Here is a 16,535-nt window from a genome sequence, read left to right on the forward strand (position 1 = left end):
GTAAGGGCGGCGCATAGGCCCGCTTCGCCCGGCCTGGCGGCGGCAGCGGCGCGTGCCATACTGCAGGCAGCCCGCCCCGCCAGTCAGCGCCATGCCTATCCTCCGCCCCGTTCTGCTCTTGCTGCTCTGCCTGACTGCCTACGCGGCGGCGCCGCTGCGTATGGTGGCCGACAACTCGCTCGCGCCGCCCATGGCGCGTTTCGATGCCGCGCGCAATACCTTACTGGACGGCATCGTGTTCGACTTCGGCAATGCGCTGGCCGCCGAGCTCGGGCGCCAGGTGCATTTCAAGGTAGTACCCACGCGGCGCACGCGCCTGCTGCTGCAGTCGGGCCAGGCCGATCTGCTCTGCTTCTATTCGCCGATCTGGTTGAACGAGGCTGAGTTGCCGGCCCAGCGCCGTTTCCTGTGGAGCCACGAGCTGGTACTCGACCGCGACGTGCTGCTGCAGCCGCGCAAAGCCAAGCCGGCCAGCAACCTGGATGATCTGCACGGCCTACGTATCGGCACTGTGCATGGCTATGTCTATCCAGTGCTGCAACCCCTGCAGGATGCTGGGCTGATCCAGCGTGACGACACGCATTCCATTGAAGCGAATCTGGCCAAGCTGCGCGCCGGGCGCCTGGATGCGGCGGTGGTCAACGAGGTCAACTTCCGCTATCTGCGCAAGCTCGATCCGGCCCTGGATGCCGAGCTGCAACAAACACTGACCTTGCACGAAGCCATGCTCGCCTGCGCCGTCTCGCGGCGCAGCGCCATCCCGTTTGCGCGGCTCGATGCGGCGATACGCACGCTGATCACGCGCGGCGACCTGGCCTGGATCTACCAGCGTTACCAATAGCCGCCCAGGCCGGCTATGCTGGCGCTCCTTTCCAGCCAAGGGTCCCATCATGCAGGATGCTAGAAAGCCGCTCAGCGGGGTCAAGGTGGTCGAGCTCGGCTCGCTGATCGCCGGCCCCTTCGCCACCCGCCTAATGGCCGATTTCGGCGCCGAGGTCAGCAAGATCGAACCGCCCGAGGGCGATCCACTGCGCCGCTGGCGCCGCCTGCACAATGGCACCTCGCTGTGGTGGTATGTGCAAAGCCGCGGCAAGCGCTGCATCACACTGAACCTGAAAGACCCCACTCACCTCGACAAGGCGCGTCAGATGATCGCTGCGGCCGACATCGTGGTGGAAAACCTGCGCCCCGGGGTGATGGAGAAACTCGGTCTGGGCTGGGATGTCTTGTCCGCACTCAATCCCAAGCTGGTCATGGTACGCATTTCGGGCTTTGGCCAGACCGGCCCTTACCGCGATCAGCCCGGCTTTGGGGCCGTGGGCGAAAGCATGGGTGGCCTGCGCTATGTGACTGGCTTCGCCGACCGGCCGCCAGTACGCACCGGCATCTCGATCGGCGATTCGATTGCCGCGTTGTATGCGGTGATGGGCGCACTGATGGCGCTGCGCCAGGTTGAGGTGAATGGCGGCAAGGGCCAGGTGGTGGATGTGGCGCTGTACGAGGCGGTGTTCGCCATGATGGAGAGCCTGGTGCCCGAGTACGATCACGATGGTTTCGTGCGCGAACGCAGCGGCAATATCATGCCCGGCATCACCCCTTCGAACACCCACAGCACGCGCGATGGTCAGCATGTGACCATAGGTGCGAATGGCGACGCCATCTTCCAGCGCCTGATGCGCGCGATGGGCCGTGCGGACCTGGCCGACGACCCCAACCTGGCCGACAATGCCGGCCGCGATGCACGCCGTAACGAGCTGTATGCGGCCATCGACCAGTGGGTGGCCGAACAGGACTATCCGGCCCTCATGCAAAGACTGGCGGAAGCCGAGGTGCCGGCTTCCAAGGTTTACTCGGTGGCGGATATGTTCGCCGACCCGCACTTCCAGGCACGCGAGATGTTCATCCCGCTAACCCTGCCCGATGGCAAGGTGATCCGCATGCCCGGCATCGTGCCCAAGCTGCTCGGCTAGCCGCACACACACTTGTCACCAAAGCGTCACGCCTTTTCGCCGCATGGCTGGCTATGCTGGAGCCTTGTCCCGCTCCCACTGCCATGCGCCTGCCCTACGACCACCTACCCGAACTGGCCCAGCTGGAACGCCTGATCAAGCTGGGTGCCGGGCGCCTGCATGTGCGCACGGTGACCGGGGTCGAGCTGAAGTCCTATCACCTGCCGGTACAGCTACTCAGCCTGGGCAGCACAGATCCCGCCGCGCCGGCCGTGGGCTTCTTTGGCGGCGTGCATGGGCTAGAGCGCATTGGCACCCAGGTGCTGCTGGCCTTCATCCACAATCTGCTCATGCGCCTGCAGTGGGACCCCCTGCTCGAGCACCAGTTGAGTCAGGTGCGCCTACTCTTCATGCCATTGGTCAACCCGGGCGGCATGCTGCGGCGCCAACGCGCAAACCCCCACGGCGTCGATCTGATGCGCAATGCGCCTTTGGATGCACATGAGCGACCGGCATGGCTGCTGGGTGGGCACAGGCTTGGGCGCTGGCTGCCCTGGTATCGCGGCCCGGCCGAGGCCGAGATGCAGGCCGAGAGCGCGGCGCTGTGCCAAGTAGTCGAGGAGGAGCTGCTCAGCCGCCCGCTATCGATTGCGCTCGACTGCCATTCCGGCTTCGGCCTGCGTGATCGCATCTGGTTTCCACTCGCAGGCAGCCGCCGCCCCATCGATATCCTGGGCGAGATCTACACGCTGAAAACCCTGTTCGATCAGGCCTATCCGCACCACCGCTATGTGTTCGAACCGCAGAGCCACCAATACCTGACCCATGGTGACCTGTGGGACCATCTGTATCTACAGTCGCGCCAGCACCCGGAGCGGCTATTCCTGCCGCTGACGCTGGAGATGGGTTCCTGGAATTGGGTGAAGAAGAACCCGCGCCAGCTGTTCTCCCGCCTCGGCATGTTCAATCCGGTCGCCCCGCACCGCCAGCAGCGCACCATGCGCACCCATCTGGCCTTCATGGAATTCCTGACCCGCCTGGCCGCCAGCGAGCAGCGCTGGCTGGCTGGCCGGCAGCGCAGCGCACGCCATCGCATGGATGCGATGCAGCTCTGGTATCGCAATGGCTGCTAAGCAGACACAGCGCTGGGTTCTGCTACGCGGACTGGGGCGCGAGGCGCGTCACTGGGGCGACTTTCCCGGCCGCCTGACCGAAGCGCTGGGCGAGGCGCGCGTGCTGACGCCTGATCTGCCTGGCAATGGCCAGCACTGGCAAGCGGCCAGCGCAACGCGCATCGAAGCGCAAACCACAGCGCTGCGCGCCGCACTGGGCACGGAGCTACAGGCCGGACCGGTCAATGTGATTGCCATCTCGCTGGGTGGCATGGTGGCGCTCGATTGGGCCAGCCGCTTTCCGACCGAGGTCGACCGCCTGGTACTGATCAGCACCAGCCTGGCCGGTCTTGCGCCGTTCTGGCAACGCCTGCGCTGGCAGCGTTACCCGGCTCTGCTGCAGCTACTGTTCCAGCCCGCTGCCACGCGCGAAGCCAGCATCCTGGCCCTGACCAGCAATCGCCCCGAGCGCGCCGCCCAGGTACTGGGCGACTGGCAGCGCTGGCAGGCCGAGGCACCGGTCAGCAGCCTCAATCTGCTACGTCAGCTCTGGGCTGCAGCACGCTTTCGCCCGCCCGCGCATTGGCCGTCCTGTCCGGGTCTGCTGCTGGCCAGCGCGCAGGACGGACTGGTCGACCCGCGCTGCTCGCAGGCCTTGGCCGTCGCTACCGGCTGGCCACTGGCACTGCACGCGCAAGCCGGCCATGACCTGCCGCTGGATGCGGCGGATTGGCTGGTGGAACAGATCGTGTTGTGGATCAACGAGGCGGCGCAGGAGGGCGCCTAGAACATGCCCTTGCGGTAGCCGGACAAGATGCGCGACCAGTATTCGCTGCGCCGCTCAGGGTTTTCCACCGGCTGCAGCCAGATCAGCTTGTCCGCGTCGCGCATGCCGGGCGGGTTTTCCAGGGTATTCGGTAGACCCTGCTGCTGGACCAGGTGCTGACCCACTTCGCGCGTCAGCATATGGTTGATCCAGGCTGAAGCCAGCGGCGACTTGCTGCCGCCCTTGAGTATCGCCCAGCAGTCCAGCCAGGCCAGTGCGCCCTCCTGCGGCAGCACATAGCCGACATCCTCGCCGGCCGCCTGCAAGGCCTTCAGCTGCTGGGTGCCGTAATTGCCAAAGGCCAGCGCCACCGGTTTGCGGCGAAACTGGCGCACCGCCTCCTCAGGCGAGCTGTACAGCAGCGGGCGGTTAGCACGCAGGGCGATCAGGCGCTGCACGACATTGCGGAATGCACTCTCCGACAGGCGAAACGGGTTCTTCTCGCCCGCCAGCAAGGCGGTCAGGCTGAAATTATGTGCGCTGCCCTCGTAGAGCAGGATGCGGCCACGGTATTGCAGATCCCATAGCGCAGCCATGGAAGTGGGCGCCTGCTTAACCAGCTTGCGGTTGTAGATGAGGCCCATTTCCGAATAGGTAAACGGCAGCGCATAGGTCTTATCGCCGTACACCAGGCCGGGAATGGCTGCGAGATCGCGAAAGCGGCGCAGCTGCTGGCGGGTATTGGGAATTGCCTCCAATGCCAGCGGTACGGCCAGCCCGCCCTGGATCAGGCGCTGCAGCTCGGCGGTATTGACCGCTACCACATCGAAATCCTGCCCGCCATTCGCGCTGGCTTTTTCCCACAACACATCATCGGTATTGACCTCGGTCAGCTCGACGCGCGCATCGAACTGCTGCTCGAAGTTGCGCACGATCTCGGGCGAGGTATAGCCGGGCCAGGACAGCACGCGCAGGGTTTCCGTCGCCGACAAAGGCAAAGCGCCCAGCACACACAGCGCCAGGCAGAGGAAACGCAAGGGCAGGGCAGACCAGCCAACTTTCAAGACAAACGACTTTCCTTGGCACGTAGCCGGCCGGTCCGAACCAGGCGGCGGGCTGTGGCCAATTGGGCAGGGAAGATAGCGAAATCCTGCCCCTAATGTAGACGAGCCGCACGATGCAAGCAAAGCAGCCGCGCACAGGAAGGCGCGGCCATTCGCGTGGCTTAGCCGCCCAGCATCTGCCGCTTCAGGCTCTTGTCGGCTGGTTTGTCGCCCAGCCAGATCTTCAGCAGCGCATTGTAGAAACTCGCCTCGGGCAGGGTATCGCCCAGTTTCTTACCATTCATGAAAATCTGCGTGCCACTGCCCGGCACCCAGTCCAGCGTGACCACATCCTTGGGCTTGATCGAGCGATAGGCGCCGAAAATCTGCCCGATCGCCAGCATCTGGTTGAACAGCTGCAGCTTCTCCTCGCTGCTGGAATTGTTATTGATGCCGTCCAGCAAAGCCTGGCTCAGCTGGTCCGAGCTGACCTCGCGCAACATGGTCAGGGTCACCCGCTTGGGGCCGGTCGCACTCAGTACCTCGGCCGTGCTGCCCTTCTTGTCACCTAGATAGAGCGCCGCGACATAGACCTTGAAAAAGGCCTTGGTACGTATGCCCGCGCCGTTCAGTTTCAACTCGCTATTGCCCACCTTGACCTGCTCATCGAGCGTCACACCGCCTACCTCGACCGCCGCAGCGCCGAGGCTGAATGCCAACAGACCACCCATGACCAGCCACTTCTTGATGCTATTTCCCATCTGCTTGTGCTCTCCACCCTGCATGCCCAAAACCCATCGTCGCCTTGTGCAGGCTGACGCCATCTATCCGGCCGCAACCGAATATTTGCTCTAGGCTAACCGAGCCGAGCAGGACAACACAAGCAAGCGCTTGGCGGATGTATTTCCCACGGCAAAATCCAGGGCTCGACTGTCGGCCATGCACAACAGGGCGGTAAAAAAGGAGGCCCCAGGCCTCCTTTTATCCGCAAGCGCGCAGCCGACTAGCGCGGCGTGCATAGCTGGCCGGTATACGTGCCCCATTTGCCGCTGCCGATATAGTCGCCAAACGCGTAGATATGGCCAGTGGCACGCTGATAACGCCCAGTGCCACCGACGATGATGGCCTGCTCGGTGGAGCCCTTGGCGCTCATGGTGCCGGCATCGGCACTGTAGATATCACCCTGCGCGGTCTTGATCACCGTACGCCCGGTAAACATCTGCCGGGTTTGCGGGAGCGGCATATCGGAGGGCAGCGGTGGCGCATCTTTCTCATTCAGCACGCCTGGCGTAGTGGTATGTCCCTGATCGAGACCGAACACCGACTCCATGGTCAGGCCGGAAAAGCCATTGCCCAGCCCCAGGGCCTGGGTCTTGAAACAGGTGCCGGGCACGCGCTGTGCGCCCAGATAGGCATTGCCCGGGTAGGCTTTCACCACCTGGCAATCGGCATCTGGGGTGAGCTGAATCAGGCCGAATACTGGGCGGCAGGTTTCGGCAGCCAGGGCAGGGATAGCGAGCAGCAGGGAACAAGCAATCAGCGAGGTTTTCATGATGTCACCATGGGCGAGAAAGAAGTCGGCAGACTGCCGCAAGCGTCAGGGTGAAACATCCTTCAAACAGGGTAGGCAAAATGCGCCCCAACACCCTTGCAGCCCGCGAAAGCCAACCTGCCGCACAGGTGCATGATTCAAGGCAAAAAGTGCCAGCCCGGCCAGTGAAACAGCGCACGCATGCCAGGGGCCGCGCCGCCCAACGGTAGGCGGATTGACGCAAGAATCCACCCTGCTAAGTGCAAGCGAGCGGCGCTTTCTGCTCAGCGGACATGGCAAAACCGCCCGGCTTGGGCTTAGATGATGGCATGCCCTAGCGGAGTCGCTCACCATGCAATTTGACGAAGTCCAAGCCCAGCATTTCAGCTCGCTGTCGCGCACCCCTTTCCCTCACGTATTGATTGAACGTGCCTTACAGCAGATCGCCGGCGGCGACGCGAATGGCGCCCAGTTCCGCAAGGATGTGCTGGCTGCGGCCGGCTGGCCGCACAGCGGTCTGGTCACTTTCGGCAAGTATCCGGACCAGGCCGCCGCCGCGCTGAATCGCATCCGCCTGGTGCTTCAGGAAAGCGAGGACCCGGCCACCATCCTGGCCAAGCTGCGCCAGCAATCCTAAGGCTGTCCGTACTTGCCGGCTGCCTACCCGGGCAGCCAGGCAAATAAAAACAAATACTTAGCAACACAGTAGGAATTTCTGTGTTAGAGTGCGGGCTCTGTCGGGTTCCAGCCCGGCAGATCACCTTATACAGTTCTCAAGCTTTTCGTCCCTTCGGTAGTCCTTTCGCCCCGCGCGAGTTCTCCTCCTTACGATATCAAGCTTGCCGCGGAACCCGCACCAGCGTGCGTTGTCTCTGCTTACTGTCTGAGGCTTTACGCCAAGACAAGGCTTATGCGCGAGCAGTGCGCTTTCCGGTTTTGTCCTGGCACCCTAGACCACGGCATGGCAGACCCATGCCAGCGGCGCATGTCATGGCGCAATCGACTGCTGCGGCCCTTCAGGGGTCGGCGTTGTGCCACTTTTGCCGATAGCCCGGAACGGGCAGGATGACGCTCGACCTCAATGGTCCGGCTGCGCCCATCGGCCACGAAGCACTAGCACCGCAAAGAAAAATAATTAAAGGAAACACCATGATTATTCGAGACCTGAAAGCAGGCGACCATTTCACCCAGGAAATCCGCGGTGAACAGATCCAGTTCAAGGTACTGGCCGTCGAGACCATCGGCCGCCAAGTGCAAGTCGAACTGGAATCGCGCCTTGGTCGCGCCAGCGCTCGCTATATGGGCCACGCCTACCTGCCCGGTACGCGTAGCCGCAATGGCCGCGCCAGCAGCTTGAACTGATCCTGCCTCGCTGGCAGACGTAAAAAAGCCGCCCTGCATGCAGGGCGGCTTTTCTTTTATTGCTGCGCTCGCTTACTTCAGGCCGAGCAGCAGTTCCTTCTCCATCTTTTCCAGTGGATGGTCACCCATCAAACGTCGTACCAGCTTGCCGTTCTTGAAGGTCAGCGTGGCGGGCAAGCCGGTAATACCCTGAGCGCGGATATAGGCATCGTCCTGCATGCTCAGCCAGGGCTGCCAAGTCGCGCGCCACGTAGCGACCTTGCCGGCATAACGCTTGGCCAGCTGGTCGATTTTCGGGTTGGCACGCGTGCAGTAGGGGCAGGCTGGGTCGAAGGAAGTCAGCTGCACCATGACAAAGCCCTTCGATTCCGCAATGCGGCTCGGCAAATCGTCGCTGGCCACCAATTCGACTTCCTCGTTCAGCGTATCGCTCTGCGCGGTTTGCGAGCCATTCGACTGGGGCACACCCACCGGCGGCTTGCGATTGGCGGTCACCTGCTGCCAGGGTGAGGCATCAATGACCGTACCTTCGACCACCTTCACCACCGACACGAAGCGTCCGGCATAGCGGCCCACGCCGAACAGCGCCATGCTGTTCTTCTTGAAGCCGACCACATAGGTACCGTTATCGGGCAGGCCGTAGGACAGCCGCTCGCTCGGGTCGACCATCTTTTCCCATTCGCTGCCATCGTCGGCCGCATCGCAGGGCGCTTCGCACAGCATAAGGCGTTCGAAGCCGTTTTCGGCCAGCCAGGCCTCGTAATGCTTGGTGATCAGCAGCGGGCTGTCATCGGTGCGATGCGAAAAGCGCACCATGGTGACCTTGCCCTCCATCGGCACGCTATAGGGCGATACCCAGCCATCGTCCGGGTGGCGGCGCGGCACGCTGACCGGCATACGCACGCGTTCCATCGGGTTGTACACACGCCCGTCCAGGGTGGATTTCGGATACTGGAGCAGACCGAGCGGTAGTACCGTGCTGTCACCACCACTGCCTTCACCGGGGTTCAGCTCCTTGGCCGGCGTACTATCGCCCATGCTAGGCAGATTGGACGACAGGCGCTTGATATCGTCGACCGCACCATTGATCTTGTCGAGCAGGCCGGCCTGGGCCGGGATGCACAGGGCGCTGGCCAGCAGCAGGGCGAGGGGAGCAAGGCGTTGCAACATGATTCCTCCAGGGGATAAGTCTTCAGCTATTCACATCCGCCAGGAATATTAGAATCATTTAATATCAATGACTTGGCGGAATTTGTTGCGCTTTTTATCATGACGAGGATGCATTTGGCATGTCTTTATTGCCAATTCAACCGCGATACAACGCCCTCCAGGCCAGATTCCTGCGCAACTAGCCGCCATGGCGGAGCGGATTGCATTACCATCGGCGCAAACTCTTGCCGGACCTGACGATGAGCAATAAACCGAAACCTTTTTCCATGATTCGCGAGTTCCACCTGGCCGACTGGATCACGCTGTCGAATGCCTTTTGCGGTGTGGGTGCGCTGTTCGCGGTGATGACCTATCTGCAGACCCAGGAAGTGCTGCACCTGTACTTTGCCTGCGGCCTGATTCCGCTGGCGCTGATCTTCGATGTGCTGGATGGCCGGGTCGCACGCTGGCGCCAGAAATCCTCAGCCATGGGGCGCGAGCTCGATTCGCTGGCCGATGTGATCTCCTTTGGCGTGGCGCCCGCCGTGATTGCCTATGGCTGCGGCATGCAGGGCCTGTTCGACCGCATCGTGCTGCTGTTCTTCGTGGCTGCCGGCGTGTCGCGCCTGGCGCGCTATAACGTGACGGCCGAAAAGATGAGCGACGACAGCGGCAAGGTCAGCTACTTCGAAGGCACGCCGATCCCAACCTCGCTCTTGCTGGTAGCGGTGCTGGCGGTCGCGGTCTACGACGGCGCGATTGGCAAGCAGCTGTGGTTCGGCGTGTACGAAATCGGCGGCTTCCGCTTCCACCCGCTGGTGCTGATGTTTGCGATATCGGGTTCGCTGATGATCAGCCGCATCCGTATTCCCAAGCTGTAAGGCACACACGCCCAATAAAAAAGCCCACCGCATGGTGGGCTTTTTTTTGCATCGCACGGCCTCAGGCGTTGTAGGCCAGGTTCGGCGCCAGATCGCGCTCGGCCTGCTCGACACTGACCCCGCGCCGCGCTGCATAGTCCTCGATCTGATCCTTATCGAGCTTGCCCACTGCGAAGTACTGCGCGTCCGGGTGGCTGAAGTAGAGGCCACTGACCGCGGCGGTGGGCAGCATCGCATAGCCCTCGGTCAGGCTCATGCCGATGGACTCGGCATCCAGCACGCGGAACAGATCGGTCTTGGTGGTGTGGTCGGGGCAGGCAGGGTAGCCCGGCGCCGGGCGGATGCCGCGGTAGCGCTCCTCGGTCAGGTCGTCCACGCTCAAGCCCGCTTCATCCACATAGCCCCACAGCTCGCGCCGCACCTTGGCGTGCATGAGTTCGGCAAACGCCTCGGCCAGGCGGTCGGCCAGGGCCTTGACCATGATGGCGCTGTAATCGTCATTGGCATCTTCAAACGCTTTGACATGCGGTTCGATATCGATGCCGCCGGTGACTGCGAACAGGCCCACATAGTCGGGCTTGCCGCTGGCCTTGGGCGCCACGAAATCGGCCAGGCACCAGTTCGGTTTGCCTTCGGCCTTGCGGTTTTGCTGGCGCAGGCAGTGCATGGCCATCAGTTTCTCGCCGCTGGCGGGGTCGTAGAGCTCGATATCGTCACCCACGCTGGCGGCCGGGAACAGGCCAACCACGCCATTCGCGCGCACCCAGTTGCCGGCAATCATGCGCTGGAGCATGGCCTGGCCATCGGCAAACAGCGCGCGTGCCGATTCACCCACCACCTCGTCATCAAGAATACGTGGGTACTTGCCGAACAACTCCCAGGCATTGAAGAAGGGGCTCCAGTCGATGAACTCGGCAATCTCGGCCAGCGGATAGTTTTCGAACTTGATCACACCGAGCTGCTTGGGCTTGGGCGGTGTGTAGCTGGCCCAATCGGCCTGGAAGCCATTCGCACGCGCATCGGCCAGCTTGAGCAGATCGAGCTTGGCGCGGTTGGCGTGGATGGTGCGGATGTTCTCGTATTCGCTGGCGATGCCGGCCACATAGTCGGCGCGCAGGTCTTCCGAGAGCAGATTCGAGCACACGCCCACCGCGCGCGAGGCATCAGGCACATAGATGACCGGCTCAGCGTAATTGGGTGCGATCTTGACCGCGGTATGCACTTTGGAGGTGGTGGCGCCGCCAATCAGCAACGGAATCGTGAAGCCCTGGCGCTGCATTTCCTTGGCCACATGGGCCATTTCCTCCAGCGAGGGCGTGATCAGGCCCGACAGGCCGATGATGTCGGCGCCGAATTCGCGCGCGGTATCGAGGATCTTCTGCGCGGGCACCATCACGCCAAGGTCGATCACTTCGTAGTTATTGCAGCGCAGCACCACGCCGACAATGTTCTTGCCGATATCGTGCACATCGCCCTTCACCGTGGCCATCACGATGCGGCCCTTGGCAGCCGAGTCGACAGTGCCGAGGCGGACCTTCTCTTCCTCGATAAACGGTTCGAGATAGGCAACTGCCGCCTTCATCACCCGTGCCGATTTCACCACCTGGGGCAGGAACATCTTGCCCGAGCCGAACAGGTCGCCGACATGGTTCATGCCATTCATCAGCGGGCCTTCGATCACATGGATAGGGCGCGGCAGACTCTGGCGGGCTTCCTCGGTGTCTTCGATGATATAGGTGGTAATGCCTTTCACCAGCGCATGGGTGATGCGCTCCTGCAAGCTGCCCTGACGCCAACTCAGGTCTTCGCCCTTCTGCGCATTCGCGTCGCCCTTGAAGCGCTCGGCCAGGGCAATCAGCGCCTCGGTGGTATCGGCGCCATCGGCGCGCGTGCGATTGAGCACCACGTCTTCGATCGCATCGCGCAGCTCGACTGGCACCTCTTCATACACTTCCAGCGCACCGGCATTCACGATGCCCATGCTCATGCCCTGCTGAATCGCGTGGTAGAGGAAGACCGCGTGGATCGCCTCACGCACCTTGTTATTGCCGCGGAAGCTGAAGCTGACATTCGACACACCGCCGGAAATCTTGGCATGCGGCAGATGGCGCTTGATCCAGCCGGTCGCCTCGATGAAGTCGAGGCCGTACTTGGCGTGCTCCTCGATGCCGGTGGCCACCGCGAAGATATTCGGGTCGAAGATGATGTCCGAGGGGTCGAAGCCGACCTCGTCCACCAGAATCCGATAGCTCTTCTCGCAGATCTCGATCTTGCGCGCGAAGGTATCGGCCTGACCGACCTCGTCAAAGGCCATCACAATGACCGCCGCGCCATAGCGCTTGCACAGCCGGGCATGCTTGATGAACTCGGGTATGCCCTCCTTCATCGAGATCGAGTTGACGATGGGCTTGCCCTGCACGCACTTGAGGCCGGCCTCAATCACGCTCCACTTCGAGGAGTCGATCATCACCGGCACGCGCGAGATATCGGGCTCGGACGCGATCAGGTTCAGGAAGGTGACCATGGCCTTCTCGGCGTCCAGCATGCCTTCATCCATGTTCACGTCGATGACCTGGGCGCCGGCCACCACCTGCTGGCGCGCCACTTCCAGCGCAGCCGGGTAGTCGCCGGCCAGGATCAGCTTGGCGAAGGCGCGCGAGCCGGTCACATTGGTGCGCTCACCCACGTTCACAAACAGATCACTGTCACCGATATTGAAGGGTTCAAGGCCCGACAGACGCTGCTTGGGCTCGATCTCGGGCAGGGCGCGCGGCGCAAGGCCAGTCAGCGCCGCGCTCATGGCCGCGATATGTTCGGGCGTGGTGCCGCAGCAGCCGCCGACGATATTGACCAGGCCCGACTCAGCCCATTCACGCACCTGCACCGCCATCACCTCGGGGCTTAGGTCGTAGCCGCCAAACGCATTCGGCAGGCCAGCATTGGCGTGCACCGAGACGAAGCTCTCCGACACGCGCGCGATTTCTTCCACATAGGGGCGCAAGAGATCCGGCCCCAGCGCGCAGTTCAGGCCATAGCTGACCGCATCGGCATGGCGCAGCGAGTTGTAGAAGGCCTCAGTGGTCTGGCCAGTCAGCGTGCGGCCGGACTGGTCGGTGATGGTGCCCGAGATCATGATCGGCAGGCGCTCGATCTCGGGGTGCTCATCGAAGTATTTATGGATGGCGAACACCGCCGCCTTGGCATTCAAGGTGTCGAAGATGGTTTCGACCAGCAGCAAGTCGGCACCGCCAAGCACCAGGCCGTCGATGGCCTCGGTATAGCTTTCCACCAGTTGGTCGAAGCTCACATTGCGATAGCCCGGATCGTTCACATCGGGGCTGATCGAGCAGGTGCGGTTGGTGGGGCCGAGCACACCGGCACAGAAGCGTGGCTTGTCTGGCGTCCTGGCGGTCTGCGCCACGCACAAGTCCTTCACCAGGCGCGCCGCGGCCACGTTCAGCTCATGCACCAGGCCTTGCATATCGTAATCGGCCATGGCAATGCTGGTGGCGTTGAAGCTATTGGTCTCGATGATGTCGGCGCCGGCATCGAGATAGGCCTGGTGGATGCCGGCGATGATGGCGGGCTGGGTCAACACCAGCAGGTCGTTATTGCCCTTCAGATCACTCGGCCAGTCCTTGAAACGCTCGCCACGGTAGTCCATCTCGCCCAGCGCATGGCGCTGAATCATAGTGCCCATGCCACCGTCCAGCATCAGGATGCGGTTTTTGAGCAGGGCTTCGATCTGTGTGCGGCGCGTGGTCATGGCAAGTGGCTGATATTGCGAGGGAAAGGGGCGAATTTTAGCACGCACTGATGCCGCGCCTTGGCCAAAGGCGATCTATGTATATGAACAGTATTAATACAGTGAGGCGTGAGGCGTGAGGCGTGAGGCGTGAGGCGTGAGGCGTGAGGCGTGAGGCGTGAGGCGTGAGGCGTGAGGCGTGAGGCGTGAGGCGGATTCAGTGTGGTGGTCCTCCCCAGAACCACGCAAGTCCTGCGTGCGGCGCAGCTGCACTCCGACATCGACACCTCACCCCCAACGCCGCACGCCTTACAACGTCCCTACTCGCCGCCGATCTCGCGTTCCAGATCCAGTTCCTGAATCTTGCGCGTCAGGGTATTGCGCCCGAGGCCCAGACGTTCGGCCGCCTCGATGCGCTTGCCGCCGGTGGCTGCCAGCGCGCGCAGGATCAGCGTGCGTTCGAACTGATGGGTGAGTTCTTCGATAAAGCCGCGCTCGCCACCGCGCAGGCGACGGTCAGCCTCGCCGGCCAGCTGGGCGGCCCAATCGCCGCCACCGCTGCTCTGCGCGCTTTCGCCCTTCAATTCAGGCGGCAGATCCGCCGGGCCCACCGCCTGGCCGGGTGCCATCACGGTGATCCAGTGGCACAGGTTCTCCAGCTGACGCACATTGCCGGGGAATTCGAAGCCGGCCAGCACACGCATCGCGTCCTCGGTCAGCCGTTTAACCTCCACCCCCAGTTCGCGCGCTGACTTGGCCAGGAAGTGGCGCGCCAGCACCGGGATATCCTCGCGCCGTTCGCGCAGGGCTGGCAGGCGCAGGCGGATCACGTTGAGGCGATGGAACAGATCCTCGCGGAACAGGCCATTTTTGACCCGATCTTCCAGCGCCTGGTGGGTGGCGGCAATCACGCGCACATTGGCCTTGATCGGCGCATGGCCGCCCACGCGGTAGAAATAACCATCGCTGAGCACTCGCAATAAACGCGTCTGCAGCTCGGCCGGCATATCGCCGATTTCATCCAGGAAGAGCGTGCCGCCCTCGGCCTGTTCGAAGCGGCCGGTGCGCTGGTTCTGCGCGCCGGTGAATGAGCCGCGCTCATGGCCGAACAGCTCGCTCTCGAGCAGATCCTTGGGGATGGCCGCAGTATTGATGGCCACAAACGGTTTGCCCGAGCGTGGGCTGTGGCGATGCAGCGCACGCGCGACCAGTTCCTTACCCGCCCCCGATTCGCCGGTAATCATCACCGTGGCAGCGCTCTGACTAAGCCGGCCAATCGCGCGGAACACCTCCTGCATGGCCGGCGCCTGACCGAGAATCTCGGGCGCTTCCTCAAGCGGCGCCTCGATCACCTCTTGCTTGAGGCTCTCGTCCATGGCGCGGCGGATCAGCTCGACTGCGTGGTCGACATCAAACGGCTTGGGCAGGTATTCGAAGGCCCCGCCCTGGAAGGCCGCCACCGCGCTTTCCAGATCGGAATGGGCAGTCATGATGATGACCGGCAGGCGCGGGAAGCGCTCCTTGAGCTGGCCGAGCAGGTCGAGGCCCGACTCACCCGGCATGCGGATATCGCTGACCACCACGGCCGGGGTTTCGCGCTTAAGGGCGTCGAGCGCTTCCGCCGCGGCGCTGAAGGCGTGAAAGGCAATGCCCTCGCGGGCCAGCGCCTTTTCGAATACCCAGCGGATGGAGCGGTCGTCGTCGATGATCCAGACAGGTTTCATGGGTGGGGTCTTCGGGTTATTTGCTGCCGTCTAGCGGCGACCAGCCATTGAGCGGCAGGGTGATCGTGAAACTGGTGCGGCCCGGTTCGCTCTCGAAGGCGATGGTGCCGTTGTGTTGCTGAATAAAGGTGTGCGCGAGATGCAGACCGATGCCGGTGCCACCCGGCCGGGCCGATACCAGCGGGTAGAACAGCGTCTCGCGGATCTGCTCGGGAATGCCGGGGCCGTTATCGGTGATTTCCAGCGTGAGGCCGAGTGGGAAGCGGCGCCGGTTCAGGGTGACCTGACGCGCGATGCGGGTCTTCAGCACGATCTGGCCCGCGCCGTGCATGGCTTGGGCGGCATTGCGCACGATATTGAGCACGGCCTGGATCAGCTGCTCCTTGTCGCCATACAGATCGGGCGCACTGGTGTCGTAATCGCGCCGTACCGCCAGGCCATTCGGGAACTCGGCCAACAGCACGCTGCGCACACGCTCCAGCACCTCGTGGATATTGACCTCACCCAGCTGCGGCAGCCGGTGCGGGGTCAGCAGACGGTCGAGCAGGCTTTGCAGGCGGTCGGCCTCGTCGACGATCACCTGCGTGTATTCCTTCAGCGCGGGGTCAGGCAGCTCCTTCTTCAGGAGCTGGGCCGCACCGCGTATGCCGCCGAGCGGATTCTTGATCTCGTGCGCCAGATTGCGGATCAGCTGGCGGTTGGCCAGCTGCTGGGCGGCCAGGCGTTCTTCATTGGCGATCTTGCGTTGCTGGTCGGTCTGGCGGAACTCCAGCACCGTCAGCGCCGGCGCCTCGATCTCGCGCACGGTGAAGCCGACATGAATGGTATTGCCCAGGCGCACCGCCAGCGCCACATCGTGCTCGGTCACGCTGGCATTCTGCTTTTCCGCCGCATCCAGCGCCGCCAGGATCTCGGCCGGCTCGGAAAAACAGGCCGACAGCGGGCGACCTATGGTTTCGCGCGCCGACAGCTCGAACAGGGTCTCTGCCGCCGGATTCAGGTGGCGCACCGTGCGCGCGCCATCCAGCACGATGACCGCGGTTTCGATTAATTCCAGTCCGGCAAAGGCGGGATGAGACATGGGCGCGCCGCTAGCTAAGTTAAACCCGCTTGTAGCAAATAGCGGGCCACTACCAGAGCATGCAGACCAGTGCTTATAAATCAGCCACTTGGCGGCCTTGCGCCGAGATTGGGCCGGCATGCTCCGCTTCAGGGCATGCGAATGGCGCATGCATGCACCATCTTAGTGCATTTCTGCAGCAGGGCGGTGATG

The 16,535-nt window shown here is 62.8% G+C and carries 14 protein-coding genes; 7 read left to right on the forward strand and 7 right to left on the reverse strand.

Going from position 1 to position 16,535, the window contains the following annotated elements; translation table 11 throughout:
* Positions 1–91 precede the first annotated feature (91 nt).
* The 4 genes from BT173_RS00560 to BT173_RS00575 all read left to right on the forward strand — a co-directional run bounded on the left by BT173_RS00560 (position 92) and on the right by BT173_RS00575 (position 3,848).
* Positions 92–841 (forward strand): substrate-binding periplasmic protein, encoded by a 750-nt coding sequence (locus tag BT173_RS00560; RefSeq protein WP_072426671.1) that lies wholly within the window; start codon positions 92–94, stop codon positions 839–841.
* A gap of 49 nt (positions 842–890) precedes the next feature.
* Complete coding sequence (locus BT173_RS00565) at positions 891–1,970, forward strand: CaiB/BaiF CoA transferase family protein (RefSeq protein WP_084658012.1); 1,080 nt, start codon at positions 891–893, stop codon at positions 1,968–1,970.
* A gap of 83 nt (positions 1,971–2,053) precedes the next feature.
* Positions 2,054–3,082 (forward strand): M14 family zinc carboxypeptidase, encoded by a 1,029-nt coding sequence (locus tag BT173_RS00570; RefSeq protein WP_084658014.1) that lies wholly within the window; start codon positions 2,054–2,056, stop codon positions 3,080–3,082.
* Positions 3,072–3,848: an alpha/beta fold hydrolase gene (locus tag BT173_RS00575; RefSeq protein ID WP_072426673.1), complete on the forward strand. Its 777-nt coding sequence runs from the start codon at positions 3,072–3,074 to the stop codon at positions 3,846–3,848. The genes BT173_RS00570 and BT173_RS00575 overlap by 11 nt, the downstream gene beginning before the upstream one ends.
* Here BT173_RS00575 and BT173_RS00580 read toward each other — a convergent pair.
* The 3 genes from BT173_RS00580 to BT173_RS00590 form a co-directional block, all read right to left on the reverse strand.
* Entirely contained in the window at positions 3,845–4,891 is a 1,047-nt protein-coding gene (locus BT173_RS00580; RefSeq protein ID WP_245794107.1) for an extracellular solute-binding protein, read from the reverse strand. The two genes, BT173_RS00575 and BT173_RS00580, sit on opposite strands and share 4 nt — an antisense overlap.
* A gap of 161 nt (positions 4,892–5,052) precedes the next feature.
* Positions 5,053–5,631, reverse strand: a complete 579-nt coding sequence (locus tag BT173_RS00585) for a chalcone isomerase family protein (RefSeq protein WP_072426674.1) — start codon at positions 5,629–5,631, stop codon at positions 5,053–5,055.
* Positions 5,632–5,873: 242 nt separating this feature from the next.
* Positions 5,874–6,422: a hypothetical protein gene (locus tag BT173_RS00590; RefSeq protein WP_139255974.1), complete on the reverse strand. Its 549-nt coding sequence runs from the start codon at positions 6,420–6,422 to the stop codon at positions 5,874–5,876.
* A gap of 331 nt (positions 6,423–6,753) precedes the next feature.
* Here BT173_RS00590 and BT173_RS00595 point away from each other — a divergent pair, with 331 nt between their 5' ends.
* Both BT173_RS00595 and BT173_RS00600 read left to right on the forward strand, forming a co-directional pair.
* The gene (locus BT173_RS00595; RefSeq protein ID WP_072426676.1) at positions 6,754–7,038 is read left to right on the forward strand and encodes a hypothetical protein; all 285 of its coding nucleotides are present in this window, start codon (positions 6,754–6,756) and stop codon (positions 7,036–7,038) included.
* 512 nt (positions 7,039–7,550) lie between these two features.
* Positions 7,551–7,763, forward strand: coding sequence for a hypothetical protein (locus BT173_RS00600; RefSeq protein WP_072426677.1), 213 nt, complete (start codon positions 7,551–7,553; stop codon positions 7,761–7,763).
* A 72-nt stretch (positions 7,764–7,835) separates the two neighbouring features.
* On the opposite strand, the gene BT173_RS00605 is transcribed toward BT173_RS00600, so the two are convergent.
* Positions 7,836–8,933, reverse strand: a complete 1,098-nt coding sequence (locus tag BT173_RS00605; RefSeq protein WP_072426678.1) for a thioredoxin family protein — start codon at positions 8,931–8,933, stop codon at positions 7,836–7,838.
* Between the two features lie 239 nt (positions 8,934–9,172).
* Between BT173_RS00605 and pssA the strand changes: the two genes are divergently transcribed.
* Positions 9,173–9,793, forward strand: a complete 621-nt coding sequence (gene pssA, locus BT173_RS00610; protein ID WP_072426679.1) for a CDP-diacylglycerol--serine O-phosphatidyltransferase — start codon at positions 9,173–9,175, stop codon at positions 9,791–9,793.
* Between the two features lie 61 nt (positions 9,794–9,854).
* Here pssA and metH read toward each other — a convergent pair whose 3' ends face one another.
* The 3 genes from metH to glnL all read right to left on the reverse strand — a co-directional run bounded on the left by metH (position 9,855) and on the right by glnL (position 16,343).
* Positions 9,855–13,559 (reverse strand): methionine synthase, encoded by a 3,705-nt coding sequence (gene metH, locus BT173_RS00615; protein ID WP_072426680.1) that lies wholly within the window; start codon positions 13,557–13,559, stop codon positions 9,855–9,857.
* A gap of 299 nt (positions 13,560–13,858) precedes the next feature.
* Positions 13,859–15,262, reverse strand: coding sequence for a nitrogen regulation protein NR(I) (gene ntrC / locus BT173_RS00620; RefSeq protein ID WP_072426681.1), 1,404 nt, complete (start codon positions 15,260–15,262; stop codon positions 13,859–13,861).
* Between the two features lie 16 nt (positions 15,263–15,278).
* A complete protein-coding gene (gene glnL / locus BT173_RS00625) occupies positions 15,279–16,343 on the reverse strand; it encodes a nitrogen regulation protein NR(II) (RefSeq protein ID WP_072426682.1) in 1,065 nt (354 codons plus the stop codon).
* Positions 16,344–16,535 lie beyond the last annotated feature (192 nt).

The organism is Chitinimonas taiwanensis DSM 18899 (assembly GCF_900119825.1).
Taxonomy (GTDB): domain Bacteria; phylum Pseudomonadota; class Gammaproteobacteria; order Burkholderiales; family Chitinimonadaceae; genus Chitinimonas; species Chitinimonas taiwanensis.